Genomic DNA, 16,409 nt, shown 5'->3' with positions numbered 1-16,409 from the left:
CAGCCGGCCTATGGCGCGGCCGACTCCAGCAGCGCCTCGCTGAAGCGCACGCCGCCACTGAGCTTGAAGTAGACGTGCACGGACTGGCCCCTGGCCAGCGGAGTGACATGCACGGCCTGGTCGGACTGGCCCGCGCGACAGGTGCCGCGCCCGGCCGGATCGGTCGCTACACCCACGCGCACCTCGCCGGCCGGAACCTTGAACGTGGCGGTTTCCGCTTCGTCCACGCGCGCGGCCAGGCGGTCGTTGATGTACACGGCCATGTAGCAGGCCGATGCTTCCCAGGCCTTGCCCCGGGTGATGCGAAGAACCCCGGCCGGTCCGCGGACGGGCTCCTGGTAGGCCAGCACCCGGTCCTCCGGCACCGGTCCGGCGGCCTCGTCCGGGACTCCCGCGGAACGGAGCTCCGCGGTCGCCTGCGCATTCTTCTGTGCCTGCTCGGCGGCCAGCTGGTCCACATGCGCCTGGTACTGTCCGGAGGCCATGTCCACATAGTCGCGCCGGCTCTCAACCGCGCCACCCTTGAGGGTCTGTTCCTCGTAGGTGGCCGTATCGGTCGCGCGGCGCAGGGTCTGGTAGCCGAAGAACGTGTTCGAAGCGAGGGTCTGCGCATCGACGATGCGCCAGCTCCCCTTCGGCCCAGGCTTGAGGTCGGTGGCCAACTCGCCGGGCTTCTTGCCCGGAGTGACCAGCTGGGTGAACCACACCCGGCCATCCTGGTAGTAGCCGGTCTCCTGGATGACCTTCCCCGGCTCCTTCCATTCGTAGGCGACGCGGTAGGCCCCGTACGGGCTTTCCTGCTGCTGGCGCACGTACGTCTTGCCCACCCACTGGACGTAGGGGCCCCAGACGGCAGGATCGGCGACGCCTTCGTCCGCTGCCCGGACCGATCCGGGCAGCAACAGCGACGCCCCGATGAGTGCCGCCACATGTATCCCCGCCTTCATGGCACTTCCCCCATCGCGACATCGGCTGACAGGAACAGCGCCGCCATTTCGTCGCGGAATGCGCGGTCGCGTTCTTCGTTGCGCTTGTACAGCTTCCTGCGCTCGGCTTCCGAAAGATTGGTCACCGCATGCGCCCGCAGGGTGGCCGGTTCGCGCGTGCGGTGCAGCACCAGCCGGCAGCGTCCCGCCCGCCGGTCGATGACCGCCGCGGGAACCGGATAGGTCTCGCCACCGCCATCCGTTTCGGAGACGGCGGCGGCCGCCGCATCGCCCGGCCCGGCGAACCGGCCGTAGATCCGGTCCGGCAGGTTGTCCCAGTAGCGGATGTCGGCCTTGGCCTTCACGGCCGCGCTGATCAGCACCGCGGCCACGCCGACGACCGCGAGCGCACCGGCGGCGCCGCCGTCGCCCGAGGAGATGGCCGCCTGCGCGCCAAGCATGCCGACCTCTCCGACGCCTTGGGCGCCGCCACGGAAACTTGCCTTCCCGTCCAGGATCGCGTCGACCTGGCGACCACCCAGGGTGCTGGCCTGCCAGCCCAGATCCGCCAGCACCGGAACCGCCTGGGTGCCGGCCGACACCGCAACGAACGGATTGTCGCCAGCCTTGAACTGCAGGGCCTCGCCATAGGAACCGGTCGCCGACTTCACCGGCGAGGTGCCGGATTCGACCAGCAGCAAGGTGTCGCTGCCCGGCGCCGGCGCCACCAGTCCCTGCGGCTGCTGCCCGGCGGCACGCTGGTAGAACTCCTCGGCCATGCCCTCGTCACCGGCGCAATGCGACGCCCAGCCGGCGAGCAGCGACATCAGCCCGAAGTCGCCGGCGTAGTTCTCGTCGTTGCTGATCGTGTCCTGGTACTCGGCGGAGCGGAAAGCGGCGCGCGCGTTGCCATAATCGCCCTCCGCCAGGAACAGCAGGCCGCGGTAGTAGTACGCCATGACCCGTTCGTAGGGTTCGCCCTTGAAGTCCTTCACGCCTTCGGCCGACCACATCGAGCGGGCCTTCCTGGCCGAAGGGGAATCGGCGTAGATCAGCTCGATCCGGGCGATGGCGGCATCGAAAGCGCGCGCCGCCACGTCCGGACGGCCCTGGTCGATCGCCTCCAGCCCCACGCGTTGCAGGTTGAGCACGGCGCCCCACTCGCCCTCGGCCAGCAGCGCGTCGTAGTACTTGCGCAGGCCATCGGGCAAGGACGCCGTGGCCGGCTCCTGCGCCAGGACGGGCACGGCGAAGGCCAGCAGCGCCGTGGCGGCGAGGCGCGACAGGGTCATCCAACGGGCTTTCATCGATGCAGTGCTCCATCCATCCGTCGTGCGGTCTCCAGCGCCAGTGCGCGCGCGGTGTCGGCCACGCCGTCGCGCTGCGGCGTTTCGCGCTCGAAGCCGTTGGCGGTGGCGACATAGCGACCGGGCGCCGCCGGTTCCGTTTCCGCGGGTGTCTCGAACTGCAGGAGGGTTTCGCCGCTGGCCACCGACAGCAGCGTCACGTGGAAGCTGCGGCCGGACGCGGTACCGGGATCGGCTTCAGAGGTGACCTGCATCAGGTAGTCGGCGTGGCCGGCCAGCGCCCGCGTCTCGATCGCATGCACGTTGGGGCGTTCGCCCTCCACCGACTGGCCTGCCAGCCGCGTAGCCAGGGTGCGGTCGATGAAGCGCACGCCGCCCTGGCGCAAGTGGTCCATGAACTGCGACTGGATCGACCGCGATTCGCCTCGCGCGCGCGGACCGGAGGGCGCATCCGCCTCCAGGAACCGCTCGGTGCGCTGGTGGGTGCCGGCGCTCGCGCCGGCCACCGTCATCCCGACCGGGCCAGCATGCGTATAGGCGACGCCGTCGGCTTGGGCCGCACTGGCGCGGCTGCTGCGGTCAACGGTCTCCACCTCGCGATAGCGGGTGCTGACCGCATCGTCCAGCTCCGAATCCCAGAACAGCATCACCCGGTTGCGCGTGCCCAGCTGGCGGCGCAACGAATCCCACGGGGCGTGAGCGGCAACGGCCGGCGCCCGCTGCTGTGCTATCACCTGCGGCTGCCCCGGCCGCATGGACGCTTGCGCCGCCGCTGGACGTTGCTGCGCGTGGACGCCCATTGGCGGCACCATCGCCAGCCCGAGCAGGATGGATACTGTCATGCGCATGGGGATCCCGGCTCAGTTCGGCGCCAGTTCGATGTAGTAGTGCGCTGCCCGTTGCGAGAGCGACGACTCCTGGTACACGGCCATGCCGCCGGCCGGCAGGAACACCGGGCGCCACGCCGATACACCCTCCACCGGCGCCATGTTCCCGTCCAGGAACGCCACCCGTGCGCGCACGTCCATCGGTGCACCGGTGCAGTTGGCCAGGCGCGCGGTGACCTGCACCGTCCCGCCGGCAGTGGCCGTGGTGCTGAGATGCTGGACAATCACGCTGTGGTAAAGCGCTCTGTCGCTCATCAGCACCGCGTCGGCCGGGATGTCCCGCACCGAGCCATAGGCCACGGAGGTCAGGGCCGGGCCGCCCGCCGGCGCATTCTTCTTCAGCGCCTGGTAGTCGCACTTGAGCAGGGCCTGCGGCCGCGCGGAGGGCGTCGAGGCGCAACCGGCGAGCGACAGGGCGAGCGCGCCTACGGCGCCCAGGAATGCGTTCTTCATGGGATTGCTCCGGGTTCTCGCCGGCGCCGCCGGCGGTGGGGTCTTGCGGCTCAGCGGTAGACGACGTCGTCGGCCGCCGCCCGCTGGAATTCGTACATGCCGGTCCAGGCGAGCTCGCCCGTCTCCGCGTCCACCAGCTCGAAGGCGATCTGGTTCAGCCGCTGGACCACGCCGGTTCTCGGATCCCGGCTGTCCAGGGTCATGATTGCCCCGCCCAGGAAGAAGTCGACGCCGGCCTGGCCTTGGGTCATCCCGGCGGTCCCCACGTCGGTCACGCCTTCTCGCTTGAGGTCTCGCTGCTTGGCGACCATGCCCGCATAGCGCTGGCCGACGAAGCTGATGCGTCCCTGCGCCGCGCGGTTGAGCTCGACCAGCAGGCGCTGCGTGATCATTCGCCGATTGATGATCTGCGACCCCTCGTTGCGGAACTCCTGTTCGTCGATCAGGACCCGCGGCGGCGTGGCAAAGCGGCCAAGGAATCCACTGGCGAAGATGTCCCGCGCCATCTGGTTGGTCATCGCCTGGATATCCTGGCTCTCGATGCCCACGCCCGTGACCAGGCCCCTTTGGCCCGGATCCAGATCGCGCGCCTGCACGCCATTGCGGTTCTGCAGCGGTGGCCGGCGGTCGCGGGCGTCGGCGCCGCAGGTCACGGCCAGCAAGCCCGCCAGCGCCAGGCAGGCAGTCCACCGGATATGCAAATCACACTTCATCTTCCTTCCCCTGTTTCCCGGTGGCCGGGCGTGATGCACTGGCCGGAGCTGCGGCGCCGACGGAGGCATTTGTAGTCCGCGCCGTTGTCGGATTCTTTCCCTCGGCCTGAAAGGTTCTGAAAGGTTCTGAATCCCCGGACCGGCGTGTCCCCCGCCTCCGCCCGTGAAAATCCGCGCCTGCTCGGCTAAAGTCCGCTCTGCGCCGGCCGCTGAATCGACCCGGGGTCCTGACGGGCCGGCGTTCCCATGGGGGGATCCATCCAATGAACCAGTCCGCGAGCGAGGCGGCCGGCGTCGCCCGCCTTGGACTCGGCGAATGGCGCTTCGGCGACGCGGTGCTGCACGAGCCCGGTGGCCGGCTCGTCGTCGCCGGGAACGAGCGGATGCTCGACCGCAGCAGCCACCAGATCCTGCGCTACCTGCTTGAACATTCCGGCGAGGTCGTGACCAAGGAGGAGTTGCTGGAGGCCGGCTGGCCGGCCCGCGTCGTCGGCGAGAATTCGCTGGCCAAGGCGATCAGCCGCCTCAGGCTGGCCCTGGGCCCATCAGCCGACATGCTCCGCGCAGTGCATGGCTATGGCTATCGACTCAACGGCCCAGCCGCGTTCACCGCGACGCCCACGCCGGCCGCCGCGCTCCGGGGCATGGGCGCCGAGCTCCCGCCCCTCGGCGGCGCCGTACCGTGCCGGACCGGCTGGACCCTGACCCGGCAGCTGGGCGAAGGCGCCGCCGGCATCACCTTCCTGATGGAATCGCGCAAGGGCGAGCAGCGCGTGGTGAAGTTCGCCCGCGACCTTGGGGGGCTGCGCGGCCTCAAGCGCGAGATCGCGCTGTCGCGCTACATCGAGGCTGCCATGGCCGAACGCAGTCCGGTCGCGCGCGTGCTGGGCTGGAACCTCGAACAGCCGCCCTGCTATCTGGAGCTGCCGTACTTCGCCGACGGCAACCTGGACGTCTGGGCGGGTGCCTGCGGCGGGCTGGGCGCACTGTCGCACGGGCAGCGGCTGGACCTGTTCGCCGCCCTCTGCGACGCCGTCGCCGGGCTCCATGAAATCGGCGTCATCCACAAGGACCTCAAGCCCGAGAACCTGTATCCCAGGCCGGATGGGGAGGGTGGCTGGAAAGTGGTGCTGTCGGACCTGGGCGCGAGCGAGGCGGCCCCCTCGCCGCAGCTGGCCGGGTTGGGGCTGACCCTGGGCGTGGCCGGCGGCGGCTCGCCGCAGGCGGGCAGCCTGCTGTACCTGGCGCCGGAGCTGATCGCCGGCGAAGCGGCGACCCAGCGCAGCGACGTGTTCTCGCTCGGCGTGCTGCTGTACCAGCTCGCGGTGGGCGACCTGCGTCGTGCGCTGGCGCCCGGCTGGGAACACGACATCGACGACCCGCTGCTGCAGGAGGACATCGCCCTGGCCGCGGCGGCACGGCCGGAGCGCCGGCTGGTCGACGCTCGCACCCTGGCCGAGCGGGTGCGCAGCCTGCCGGTGCGGCGCGCGGCGCGCGATGAGGAGCGTCAGCGCGCCGAAGCCGCCCGGCTGCAAGGCCTGCAGCTGCAGAAGCTGCAGCAGCGGCGGCGCTGGCTGCAGGCGGGCATGGCGGTGCTCGGCGCGGTGCTGCTGGTCTCGCTGTGGCAGCAACAGCGCGTGGAAACGGCGCGCGCCGCGATGGAGGTGGCCAGCCGCCACGCGCGCGAGAACGCCGCGATCGCCGACGCGGTCAACCGCTTCTTCAACGAGGACGTGCTCGCCGCCGCCTCGCCCTATGCGTCGGGCGGCAGGCGCGAACCGACCCTCCGCGAAGCCATCGACCAGGCGGTGGAGCACATCGACCGGCGCCTGGCGGACCAGCCGGTGGTCGAGGCGACCGTGCGCATGACCATCGGCCAGGTGTACGGCGAGTCCATGCAGATCGCACGGGCGATCGAGCAGGAACGGCGCGCGGTGGCCCTGTTCGAGCAGCACCTGGGCCGGGACGATCCACGCACCCAGCAGGCCCGTTACCGCCTGGCGACCGACCTCACCGACGACTCGCGCTTCGACGAGGCCCGCAGCCTGATCGAAGCCACCGATGCAGTGCGCACCCGGCTGCGGCAGGACGACGCCGAAACCACCCTGCTCTCGCACCGCGCCAACTGCTACTGGTACATCTGGCGCCAGCAGTACGACCGCGGCCAGCCGGCGTGCGAAGGCGCCATCGCCGCGCAGCTGCGCGTCGACCCGCAGGACCACATCGCCCGGATCAAGGCCCGCACCAACCTCGCCGTGCTGCACAGCCGCGCCGGGCGTTTCGAGCAGGCCGAGCGGCAGTTCGACCGGATCGCAGAGGAGTTCGCCACCCTCGAGGACCGCGGCAGCCCGACCTGGCTCCGCGCGAGCTACCTTCACGGCATGAACCTGCTGGCGCTCGGTCGCCACGAAGAAGCCGGCCGGTTGCTGGACGAGGTATTCACCGGTTCGATCAGGGCGCTGGGCGCCGACAACCCGCATACCCTGGAAGTGCAGGTGGGACTGGCCCGCTCGCACCTGGCGCAGGCGCGGCCCAGCGACGCCGTGCCACTGCTGGAGCACGCCTACGGCGCCTACCGGCGCCAGCTCGGCGAGGACAACCACTACACCCGGGCGGCGGGCGAGGACCTGCGCACGGCCCGCTGCGCCGCCGGCCAGGACAGCGGCCCGTCCTGCGGCTGAAGCCCCCGGGCGGAGCCAACTCAGGCCGGCTCGTCGGGGATCAGCAGGCTCTCCAGCCGGGCGATGCAGTCCTTCAGCTGCAGCTTGCGCTTCTTCAGGCGCTTCGACTCGAGGTCGTCTTCCGGATTGGCCGCCAGCTGCTGGATGCGCTCGTCCAGCGCGCGGTGCTCGCGCCGCAGTTCGGCGATGCGCTCGGCGACGGTGCTGGGATCGGAGGCTTCCACGGATTGCAAGCTTACACCCGTGCCCCGCCACGCCGGCGGCGCGCGGCGCGCGGCGGCCACCGGCGCCGACCGGTAGAATGGACGGCGTATGAGCGCCGTCCTGCCCCTTCCCGAACCGGTTTCGCGCCGGAGCCAGCCCCGCCACGCCGATCCGCGCGTGGTCCACCGCGAGCAGGCCAAGCTGGCCAAGCGCCTGCGCCGCCAGGTCGGCCAGGCGATCGCCGACTTCGGCATGATCGAGGCCGGCGACAAGGTCATGGTCTGCCTGTCCGGCGGCAAGGACAGCTACACCATGCTGGACGTGTTGCTGCAGCTGCAGCGCAAGGCGCCGGTGCCGTTCGAACTGGTGGCGGTGAACCTGGACCAGAAGCAGCCCGGCTTTCCGGAGCACGTGCTGCCGGAGTACCTGCGTGCGCTGGGCGTGCCGTTCCACATCATCGAGCAGGACACCTACTCGGTGGTCAGCCGGGTGGTCCCGGAAGGCAAGACCATGTGCTCGCTGTGTTCGCGGATGCGGCGCGGCGCGCTGTACGCGTACGCCGAGGCCCACGGCTTCACCAAGATCGCGCTGGGCCACCATCGCGACGACCTGGTGGCGACGTTCTTCCTCAACCTGTTCCACCACGCCAAGCTCTCGGGCATGCCGCCCAAGTTGCTGTCCGACGACGGCAGGCACGTGGTGATCCGCCCGTTGGCCTACGTGCGCGAAAGCGACATCGTCGAGTACGCGGCCGCGCGCCAGTTCCCGATCATCCCCTGCAACCTGTGCGGCAGCCAGGAGAACCTGCAGCGCAAGCAGGTGGGGCTGATGATGAAGCAGTGGGAGCGCGAGTCGCCCGGGCGCATCGAGACCATCTCCCGCGCACTGGGCGACATCCGCCCCTCGCAGCTGTCGGACCCGAAGCTGTTCGACTTCCTCGCCCTGGGCCACCGCGAAGGCGCCGCGCGCGCCGATGCCCATGCCTGGCTGGCCGGCACGCCGGACGATGGCGCGCCCGACGACGACGGGCCGTCCACACCGGCCTGACCGCGCATCGCGCGCCCTGCGACGCGCGACTGGTTTCCTGCACGGCGCGCGGCGCGCCTGCCTCCCCATGACCCGAGATTCCGAATGTTCTTCCGCAACCTGACGTTCTTCCGCTTCCCCACCACCCACGATTTCACCCAGCTCGACACCCTGCTGCCGGAGGCCGCGCTCAAGCCGGTCGGCCCGCTGGAGCTGTCGTCGAGCGGCTTCATCTCGCCGTTCGGGCGTGGCGAAGACGTGCTCTCGCACCGCATCGGCGACGCCATCTGGCTGTCGGTCGGCAGCGAGAACAAGATCCTGCCTGGCTCGGTAGTCAACGACCTGCTCGCGCAGAAGGTCGCCGAGATCGAGGACAAGGAGGGGCGCAAGCTCGGCGGCAAGGCCCGCAAGCGGTTGAAGGACGACCTGCTGCACGAGCTGCTGCCGCGCGCGTTCGTGAAGAGCTCGCGTACCGACGCGCTGCTCGACCTGGAGCACGGCTTCCTGGCCGTGGACACGTCTTCGCGCAAGAGCGGTGAAGCAGTTGCTTCGGAGATCCGCCGCGCGATGGGCAGCTTCCCGGCGATTCCTCCCAACGCCGAGGTGGCGCCGCGCAGTGTCCTCACCGCCTGGATCGCCGGCGAACCCCTGCCCGAGGGGCTATCGCTGGGCGAGGAGTGCGAGCTGAAGGACGCGATGGACGGCGGCGCCGTGGTCAAGGCGCAGAACCAGGAGTTGATCAGCGACGAGATCGCCAAGCACCTGGAGGCCGGCAAGCAGGTGACGAAGCTGGCGCTGGTGCTGGACGACCATGTGTCCTTCGTCCTCGGCGAAGACCTGGTGGTGCGCAAGCTGAAGTTCCTGGAGGGCGCTGTCGACCAGCTCGAGAGCACCGAGCGCGACGACCTGCGCGCCGAACTGGATGCGCGCTTCGCGCTGCTGTCGGGCGAAGTGCGGCGCCTGTTCCTGGTGCTGGAGGCGGCTCTGAAGCTGAGCAGGGCCGAAGCCTGAGGCCGTCGCGGGGCGCGGCATGCGGCCCGTTGAAGCACGCCACGTACAGGTATAAGGTCGGGTCCGCGCCTGTGGCGGAGTGCTGTGATGAAGTCGATCCCCCTGCTTGTCGCGTTGTCCTTCTCTGCTCCGACCGCGCCGGCAACCGGGACGACGGTCCCGCCGGCCGAGGAGCTGCCGGAGACGCCGACCCGGTCGGGCCACGAGTTCCTGGCCCACTGCAGTGAGGATGACTTCGCCCGCGCGAGGTTCCCGCAGAAGCTCGCCCGCAAGTGCACTGCGCTGCTGGAGCTCTGGCGGGCCGAGGCCAGCGGCCGCGGCAACCGCCAAGGCGCACCCGGCAGTGGCGTCGACGGTTTCGGCGCGCCACGCGGGATTCCAATGATTCCACCATCCGCCGGCCCCGGCGGCTGAACACTGTCACCGGGTAGCGACGCACGGCGTTGGAGTTGCAGCTGGCACCGGATGCGCCGGGAGCCGGGGCTGAATACCGGCGCGGCAGCCAGCGGCGTTCCCGCTTGTTCGTCCGGCTTTCGAGGACTAAGGTTGACCTCAACCGCTCGCCAGGGAGGTCGCATCGATGAAGCCGCTGTCGCTGTCCGTCGTGCTCGCAGCCGCCTTTGCTTCGTCGACCGTGCAGGCTGCTCCCCAACCGGAGCCTGCCACCTCCGAATCCAGGCCTGCCGTCATTCCGTCGCTGTACACGCCTTCGACCCTGACTCCCTCCGGGCGTAGATTCATCGCACGCTGCAGCGATGAAGCATTCGCAAAGACCCGCTATCCGGACGGCCTGGCAGACCAGTGCGAGCGCCTGCTGGGTCTCTGGCATCGGGAAGCCAATGCGCAGCAGGATCCACGCCGGGAAGCGTACATCCCCAACTACGGCAATGCGCTCCGGATTTCGAGCTTCAACCAGCCGCTGAACGTTCGTTGAGCCGTCAGGCACGACCGCGCGACCGGCACTCTGCGCGCGCAAGGGCGAACCTGGCGGTTTGCGCCTAGAATCCGCGCATGCCTTCACTGCTCCACCGACTTATCGCCCGCGCGCCCCGGCGCGTCGAGCGCGATACGGTCGAACTTGAACTCGAAGATGGTCGCCGCATCGACGTGCAGCGCGTGCGCGATCCCCGCGCGCGCCGGCTCAAGCTCAGCGTGGACGAGCGTGGCGCGCGCCTGACCCTGCCGATGCGCGCCAGCCTGGTCGCCGGCGAACGCTTCCTGCACGAGCACCGGACCTGGCTGTCGGCCCAGCTCGAACGGCACCTGCCGGCCGACGCCGCCGTCGCCGCGCTGGTGCCGGGCGAGACCACGAGCCTGCCGCTGCGCGGCCAGTCACTGCCGCTGCATTGGCAGCCGGGCCGCTACATCCGCATCGCCCGCGACGAAGCAGGCATACACGTCCAGCTGCCGGCAAGGGCCTCCGAAGCGGCCCTGCGCCGCGCGCTGCGCGGGTTCTACGAGGCCGAGGCGCGCGCCGATGTCGGCCGCTGGCTGCCCGCCTACCTGCCCGGCCTGCCGCGCGCACCACGCCAGCTGCGGTTGAAGGTGATGTCCTCGCAGTGGGGCTCGCTCGCGCCCGATGGCAGCCTGGCGCTGGACCTCGCCCTGGTCCTGGCCCGACCCTCGGCGTTCGAGTACGTGCTGGTGCACGAACTCTGCCACCTGCTGCAGGCCAACCATTCGCCCGCGTTCTGGCGCGAGGTGGAGTTGCGTTTCCCGGCCTGGCGCGAGGAGCGGGCGTACTTCCACCGCGACGGCCGCAGCCTGAAGGCCACCCTGCGCGGATTGCTGTCGGACTGAGGCGGCCGCCCGCCGGGGACGGGCACGCTAGGATGCGGGCTCCACCCGAGGGAGCCTTGAATCCGATGAAGTCGCCGACCCGCACCGCCTCGTCCGCCGCCCTGCTTGCCCTGGTGCTGGGCGCCTGCCAGCGCGAGCAGGAGCAACCACCGGCAGCGACGGACGCCACACCCGCGCCGGCGGCAGCGGCCGGCGAACCAGCGGCGCAGCCTTCCACCAGCCCCGCCCATCCCCTCTGCCCGGCTACCCCCGGTACCGCGCCCAGCGGCGACCTGACCGCCACGCGGATTGCGGCGGCCGACGGCGACGGCTCCAGGGGGCTGTACGAAGGTCCGGTGTGGAACGGCGAGGCGCTGTACTTCTCGGACTTCACCTTCGCCGACGGCTTTCCCTCGCGGATCCGCCGGCTCACGGCGGACGGGCGCCTGGAGACGGCGGTCGAGGCCAGCGGCAGCAACGGCCTGGCGCTCGGCACGGACGGCGCCCTGGTCGCGGCCACCCACGACCGCAAGGAGCTCTCGCGCTTCGACCTGGTCGATGGCTCGCGGATGCGCATCGTCGGCGAGTTCCAGGGCCAGCCGTTCAATTCGCCCAACGACCTGGCCATCGCCCGCGATGGCACGATCTGGTTCACCGACCCGGACTTCCAGCGCGCGGCCGGGCCCGGCGGCCAGGACAAGACCCGCGTCTACCGCGTCGGCACCGATGGCAACGTGTCGGTCGTGGACGAGAGCATCGCCAATCCCAATGGCATCGCCCTGTCGCCCGACGAGCGCACGCTTTACGTCGCCGGCGGCGGCGAACAGGGCGTGCTGCGCGCCTATGACCTGGTCGACGGCCAGCCGCGCGGCCAGCGCGACCTGGCCACCGGTGTGCAGGTGCCCGACGGCCTGGCGGTCGATTGCCTGGGCAACATCTACCTCACCGAACACAACCGCCGCCGCGTGCGCGTGCTGTCGCCGCAGGGCGAGGCGCTGGCGACCATCAGCGTGGACGCCAACATCACCAACGCCGCCTTCGGGGGCGCGCAACGCAAGACCCTGTACCTCACCGGCGCCGGCGCGGTGTGGTCGATCGAGCTGGACGTGGCCGGCCTGCCCTACTGATCGCGGCGGCGCACCCGGCCTACACGCCCGGGCAAAGAAAAAAAGGCCCCGCCGGAGCGGGGCCTTTCTTTTTTCAGCCGTGTTGCCGGGCCTGGCTCAGAAGCGGTACTGGGCCGAGACGCCGAACAGGTGGGCGCCGCCATCGTAGGAGCCGGTCAGGCGCGAACGGCTCGAGGACAGGATGTCGATCTCCGGCGTGTCCACCAGGTCGATGTAGGCGTAGCTGGCATCGACCGAGAACTTCTCGCTGACCGCCCAGGTCAGGCCGGCGGCGTACCACATGCGATCCTGGTCGGGCATGCGCGGGGTGCGGTACGGGTAGCTGACCGGCGAGTCGTCGCGGGCGACGCCCGCGCGCAGGGTGAACGCATCGTTGAGCATGTACTCGCCGCCGACGCTGTAGAACCAGCTGTCCTTCCAGTTGTAGTCCTCGGCCGAATCGGCCTGGCGCGGGTTGTCGAACTCGATGCGGATCTCGCGCAGCGAGCTCCAGCCGGTGCGCGAGGTCTCGGCCATCAGCGCGAAACGCTCGGTGGCCTGCCAGGTGGCGCTCAGGGTGTGCACGTTCGGCGTGGTCAGCTTGGCCAGCGCGCCGGTGTCCGCGTACTGGCCGGTAGCGGCCAGGATGGTGGCGACGTTGGTCGGCACGGTGAAGTCGGCATCGCCGGTCAGCTCGTGGTCCACTTCCGAACGGTACGAGTAGCCGATCGAGACGGCATCGGTCGGACGCCAGCTCAGGCCTGCGATGAAGCCCAGGCTGGTGTCGGTGCCGTGCACTTCGACTTCGCCGTCGTTCTTCTGCGGGCCGAACGGACCGGTGATCGGGTTGGGCATGAAGCACAGCGCCTGCGTGGCGGGATTGCCGCACAGCGCGGTACCGAAGTCGATCGCGTTGGACAGGGTCACGTCCGAACGCTCGATCACCGCACCCAGGCCGGCGGAGAAGTGGTCGCCCAGTTCCACCGAGGCGGCCAGGGTCAGGTCGATGATCTTCACGTCCGAGTTCAGCGCGTGGTAGCGGCCCTGCCAGCCGTCGTCGTACTCGGTCTTCAGGCCGAACGGCGCACTGACCATGGCGCCCAGGGTCAGGTACTCGAAGCTGCCTTCCAGCGGCAGGATGAACGACATCGCCGGAACCGGGCTGACACCGCCGGCATCGCCGCCGTCGCCGCCGGTGAGCGGCTGCTGCAGCGGGGTGCCGGAGGCGGCGTAGCCGCTGCCTTCGAACTCGAACGACAGGTCGATCGCGGTGACGTCGCCCTGGAGGGTGGCGCGGTCGAAGGTCGACATCATCGCCGGGTTGTTGGAGACGACCGAGGCGTCGCCCTTGGCCGAAGCGGCGCCGGCCATGGCGCGGCCCTGGGCCTTGACGCTGTTTTCCTTGAGCTGGAACGCCGCGGCATGGACCTGGCCGCAGGCCAGTGCGCCGGCGACGCCGAGGGCAAGCGCGGAAATACGGGTGAGGGAATGGGCGAGTTGCATGTTTCTTGTCTCTCCGGATGACGGGGGTTGGGAATGGCACCAGCGCCCGCAAGCCACCCCCTCCCGGGGTTGCCTGCATCCGTCGGAGTCCCCTCCCGACATACGACGCCGTATTGGAGTATACCCGTTGCGTTTAACCAGACAATAACGCCGAAAGTCACGCCTTGGCGCCTTCCCCGGGCAGCAGCGCCTTTCCGGCTGGAGGCGCCCGCCCGCATCAGCGATAGTGGCGTCCATGTTCGTGTCGTTGCCCACGCGCCAGAAGGCCGCCCTGCGTTGGGCCACGCCGCTGCTGTTCGCCGCCCTGTGGCTGGCCTTCCTCTGGTCCCTGGGCCGCCCCGACGAGGCCCGTCGGAGCCTGTGGCTGGCATGGGGCGCACTCGGGCACGGCCTGGGCGGGGGCGATGCCTGGCTGGCGGCGTTGCGCGACGGCAGCGTGCTGCGGCTGTTCACCGCCCTGTTCCTGCATGCCGACTGGGCACACCTGTTGGGCAACCTGGTGTTCCTGCTGATCTTCGGCCTGCCGGCGGAGCGGGCGATGGGACCCTGGCGGTTCCTGCTGCTGTTCCTGCTGGGCGGCGCGGTGGCCAACCTGGCCGCGGTGCTGGTGATCGACAGCCCGGACCGGGTGGTGATCGGCGCGAGCGGCGCGGTGTCGGCGGTGATCGGCGCCTACCTGGCGCTGTTTCCCGGGGCCCGCCTGGGCGTGGTGCTGCCGCTGGGCCTGTTCCTGGAGTTCGTGCGTGCGCCGGCATTCCTGCTGATCGGCATCTGGGCGGCGTTGCAGGTGGTGTTCGCCTACATCGGGCCGGCCTTCGGCGAGGTGGCGTGGGCCGCGCACGTGGCCGGCTTCCTGTTCGGCGCGGGATTCGCGCTGGTGGTGCGCGCAGGGATCGCCCGGCGCATGCGCCGGCAGCGCGGCTACTGAGCCGGCGCGCGACCTTGGATCCTGGCGGCGCGCCCCCATCCTTCCGCCATTCCCAACCTTTCCTCCACTCCGATGGCCAAGCCCCTGTACAAGGTGACGTTCCTCAACCACGGCAAGGTGTACGAGCTCTACGCGCGCCACATCGCCGGCAGCTCCCTGTGGGGATTCACCGAAGTGGGCGAACTGGTCTTCGACGTGCACGAAGGCCTGGTTGTCGACCCCACCGAGGAGCGCCTGCGCGACGAGTTCGGCAACACGCGGAAATTGCACCTGCCGATGCAGAGCATCGTCCGGGTCGAGGAGGTCGAACGGAAGGGGCAGTCGGCGATCCGCGACGCGGCCACCGGCGAGAAGGTCGTGACTCCGTTCCCGCTGCCGGCCAACCCGAAGCGCTGATCCCCGGAACCGGGACCGCCCCCGTCGGCACGGCCTGGTTCGCAGGCGCGCGGCTCAGCGCGCCTGTACCGCCGCCGGCGCCCTGGCCACCTGCTTCTTGAGTTCGGCCAGGGCCGCGCTGATCGGCTTGTCGCCGGGCAACGGCTGGCCTGCCCGGTAGCCTTCGGCCCCCTCGTCGTCGCCACGCAGGTGGCCGGGCAAGGTCGCCTCGCTGATCTCGGCCAGGCTGGCCGGGACCTCGTCGCCGCCGATGAGCGCCGGATCCGGCGTGAGCTCGGTATCCGGGACGATGCCGCTGGCCTGGATCGAGCGCCCGCTGGGCGTGTAGTAGCGGGCGGTGGTGAGCTTGACCGAGTCGCCGTTGTCCAGCGGCAGCACGGTCTGCACCGAGCCCTTGCCGAACGTGCGGCTGCCGACGACGCGTGCGCGGTTGTTGTCGCGCAGGGCACCGGCCAGCACCTCGGCCGCGCTGGCCGAGCCGGCGTCGACCAGGACCACCACCGGCGCGCCCTTCATGCGGTCCCCGGGCGTGGCGTCGAACCGGCTGTCGCTGATCGGGATGCGCCCGCGCGTGCTGACGATGCCACCCTTGTCGAGCAGGTCGTCGGCGACCTGCACCGCCGCGGTCAGCAGGCCGCCGGGATTGCTGCGCAGGTCCAGCACCAGGCCGCGCAGGTGGCCGCCGGCCTGCGCCTGCAGCCGGTCGAGCTGGACCTGGAAATCGGCGCCGGTGTCGGCCTGGAAGGTACTGATCCGGACGTAGCCGTAGCCGGGCTCCAGCATCCGGCTGCGCACGCTCGTCACCTTGATGGTTTCGCGCACCAGCGTGACATCGAACGGCTTGTCGCGCCCTTCGCGGACCACCGTCACGGTGACCTTGCTGCCGGGCTCGCCGCGCAACGGCTCCATCGCCTCGACCTGCGCGATCGGCTTGCCATCGATGGCGATGATGGTGTCGCCGGCGAGGATGCCGGCACGCGCGGCCGGCGTGTCGTCGATCGGCGCGATCACCTTCAGGGTGTTGTCGTTCTGCTGCAGCAGTTCCACGCCGATGCCATCGTAGGCGCCGGTGGTCTGCTCGTCGAAGGACTCGCTCTCGGCCTTGTCCAGGTAGGCGCTGTGTGGATCCAGGTCGAGCAGCAGGCCGGCGATGGCCGACTGCATCAGCGCGCGGTCATCGACGGAATCGACATAGGCCTCCTTGACCGCGTTGTAGACGGCGACGTAGCGGCGGATCTCGGCCAGCGGGACGCGCGAGGCGGCCGCGGCCCCTTCATCGGCGCCATCCGGATCGTCGCTGGCGGGCACCGAGGCTTCCGGGGGCGCCGCTTCGGGCGGCGGAGCGTCCCCTGCCGGCTGTTCCGGCGGCTGTGCGCCGCGCGGCGGCTCCGCGGGTGGCTGCGCCTGCTGGGCGGCCACGGGCGCGACCGGCAGCAGGGCCAGCAGCAGCGACAGGAAATGACGGCGCATTCGGAACTCCAGGACGCGT

The 16,409-nt window shown here is 70.4% G+C and carries 17 protein-coding genes; 9 read left to right on the top strand and 8 right to left on the bottom strand.

Features of this window, described 5'->3' with window-relative positions; translation table 11 throughout:
• Window positions 1–8 precede the first annotated feature (8 nt).
• From ABKA19_RS02595 to ABKA19_RS02575, 5 genes are read right to left on the bottom strand one after another with little or no spacing between them, the layout of a single operon-like run.
• Complete coding sequence (locus ABKA19_RS02595) at window positions 9–929, bottom strand: hypothetical protein (protein ID WP_353687516.1); 921 nt, start codon at window positions 927–929, stop codon at window positions 9–11.
• 14 nt (window positions 930–943) lie between these two features.
• Window positions 944–2,233, bottom strand: a complete 1,290-nt coding sequence (locus ABKA19_RS02590; protein WP_353687515.1) for a hypothetical protein — start codon at window positions 2,231–2,233, stop codon at window positions 944–946.
• A complete protein-coding gene (locus ABKA19_RS02585) occupies window positions 2,230–3,075 on the bottom strand; it encodes a hypothetical protein (RefSeq protein WP_353687514.1) in 846 nt (281 codons plus the stop codon). Before ABKA19_RS02585 ends, ABKA19_RS02590 begins: the two co-directional genes overlap by 4 nt.
• A gap of 18 nt (window positions 3,076–3,093) precedes the next feature.
• Complete coding sequence (locus tag ABKA19_RS02580) at window positions 3,094–3,573, bottom strand: putative periplasmic lipoprotein (protein WP_353687513.1); 480 nt, start codon at window positions 3,571–3,573, stop codon at window positions 3,094–3,096.
• Window positions 3,574–3,623: 50 nt separating this feature from the next.
• Window positions 3,624–4,226: an LpoB-related protein gene (locus tag ABKA19_RS02575; RefSeq protein ID WP_353688030.1), complete on the bottom strand. Its 603-nt coding sequence runs from the start codon at window positions 4,224–4,226 to the stop codon at window positions 3,624–3,626.
• A gap of 323 nt (window positions 4,227–4,549) precedes the next feature.
• On the opposite strand from ABKA19_RS02575, the gene ABKA19_RS02570 reads away from it, so the two are divergent.
• Window positions 4,550–6,967 carry a protein kinase domain-containing protein gene (locus ABKA19_RS02570; protein ID WP_353687512.1) on the top strand — a complete coding sequence of 806 codons (2,418 nt, stop codon included), beginning with the start codon at window positions 4,550–4,552 and terminating at the stop codon, window positions 6,965–6,967.
• Window positions 6,968–6,987: 20 nt separating this feature from the next.
• Here the strand turns inward: ABKA19_RS02570 and ABKA19_RS02565 are convergent, their stop codons facing one another.
• Entirely contained in the window at window positions 6,988–7,191 is a 204-nt protein-coding gene (locus ABKA19_RS02565; RefSeq protein WP_162376059.1) for a YdcH family protein, read from the bottom strand.
• 88 nt (window positions 7,192–7,279) lie between these two features.
• Between ABKA19_RS02565 and ttcA the strand changes: the two genes are divergently transcribed.
• From ttcA to ABKA19_RS02535, 6 genes are all read left to right on the top strand, one after another.
• Window positions 7,280–8,218 (top strand): tRNA 2-thiocytidine(32) synthetase TtcA, encoded by a 939-nt coding sequence (gene ttcA / locus ABKA19_RS02560; RefSeq protein ID WP_353687511.1) that lies wholly within the window; start codon window positions 7,280–7,282, stop codon window positions 8,216–8,218.
• 84 nt (window positions 8,219–8,302) lie between these two features.
• A complete protein-coding gene (locus tag ABKA19_RS02555) occupies window positions 8,303–9,208 on the top strand; it encodes a recombination-associated protein RdgC (RefSeq protein ID WP_353687510.1) in 906 nt (301 codons plus the stop codon).
• 87 nt (window positions 9,209–9,295) lie between these two features.
• Window positions 9,296–9,622 (top strand): hypothetical protein, encoded by a 327-nt coding sequence (locus ABKA19_RS02550; protein ID WP_353687509.1) that lies wholly within the window; start codon window positions 9,296–9,298, stop codon window positions 9,620–9,622.
• Between the two features lie 166 nt (window positions 9,623–9,788).
• Window positions 9,789–10,142, top strand: a complete 354-nt coding sequence (locus ABKA19_RS02545; protein WP_353687508.1) for a hypothetical protein — start codon at window positions 9,789–9,791, stop codon at window positions 10,140–10,142.
• Between the two features lie 77 nt (window positions 10,143–10,219).
• Window positions 10,220–11,008: a YgjP family zinc-dependent metalloprotease gene (locus tag ABKA19_RS02540; protein ID WP_353687507.1), complete on the top strand. Its 789-nt coding sequence runs from the start codon at window positions 10,220–10,222 to the stop codon at window positions 11,006–11,008.
• Window positions 11,009–11,073: 65 nt separating this feature from the next.
• Entirely contained in the window at window positions 11,074–12,114 is a 1,041-nt protein-coding gene (locus tag ABKA19_RS02535) for an SMP-30/gluconolactonase/LRE family protein (RefSeq protein ID WP_353687506.1), read from the top strand.
• A 96-nt stretch (window positions 12,115–12,210) separates the two neighbouring features.
• On the opposite strand, the gene ABKA19_RS02530 is transcribed toward ABKA19_RS02535, so the two are convergent.
• On the bottom strand, window positions 12,211–13,596 hold the full coding sequence (locus tag ABKA19_RS02530; RefSeq protein WP_353687505.1) for an OmpP1/FadL family transporter: 1,386 nt from the start codon (window positions 13,594–13,596) through the stop codon (window positions 12,211–12,213).
• A 235-nt stretch (window positions 13,597–13,831) separates the two neighbouring features.
• Here ABKA19_RS02530 and ABKA19_RS02525 point away from each other — a divergent pair, with 235 nt between their 5' ends.
• Together ABKA19_RS02525 and ABKA19_RS02520 are read left to right on the top strand one after the other, a co-directional pair.
• On the top strand, window positions 13,832–14,524 hold the full coding sequence (locus tag ABKA19_RS02525) for a rhomboid family intramembrane serine protease (RefSeq protein ID WP_353687504.1): 693 nt from the start codon (window positions 13,832–13,834) through the stop codon (window positions 14,522–14,524).
• Window positions 14,525–14,596: 72 nt separating this feature from the next.
• A complete protein-coding gene (locus tag ABKA19_RS02520) occupies window positions 14,597–14,920 on the top strand; it encodes a DUF1820 family protein (RefSeq protein ID WP_162376050.1) in 324 nt (107 codons plus the stop codon).
• Window positions 14,921–14,974: 54 nt separating this feature from the next.
• Here ABKA19_RS02520 and ABKA19_RS02515 read toward each other — a convergent pair whose 3' ends face one another.
• Window positions 14,975–16,390: a S41 family peptidase gene (locus ABKA19_RS02515; protein ID WP_353687503.1), complete on the bottom strand. Its 1,416-nt coding sequence runs from the start codon at window positions 16,388–16,390 to the stop codon at window positions 14,975–14,977.
• Window positions 16,391–16,409: the final 19 nt, after the last annotated feature.

The organism is Pseudoxanthomonas sp. Soil82, from assembly GCF_040446535.1.
Lineage (GTDB): Bacteria > Pseudomonadota > Gammaproteobacteria > Xanthomonadales > Xanthomonadaceae > Pseudoxanthomonas > Pseudoxanthomonas kaohsiungensis.
This window is presented reverse-complemented; position numbering and strand designations above follow the sequence as displayed.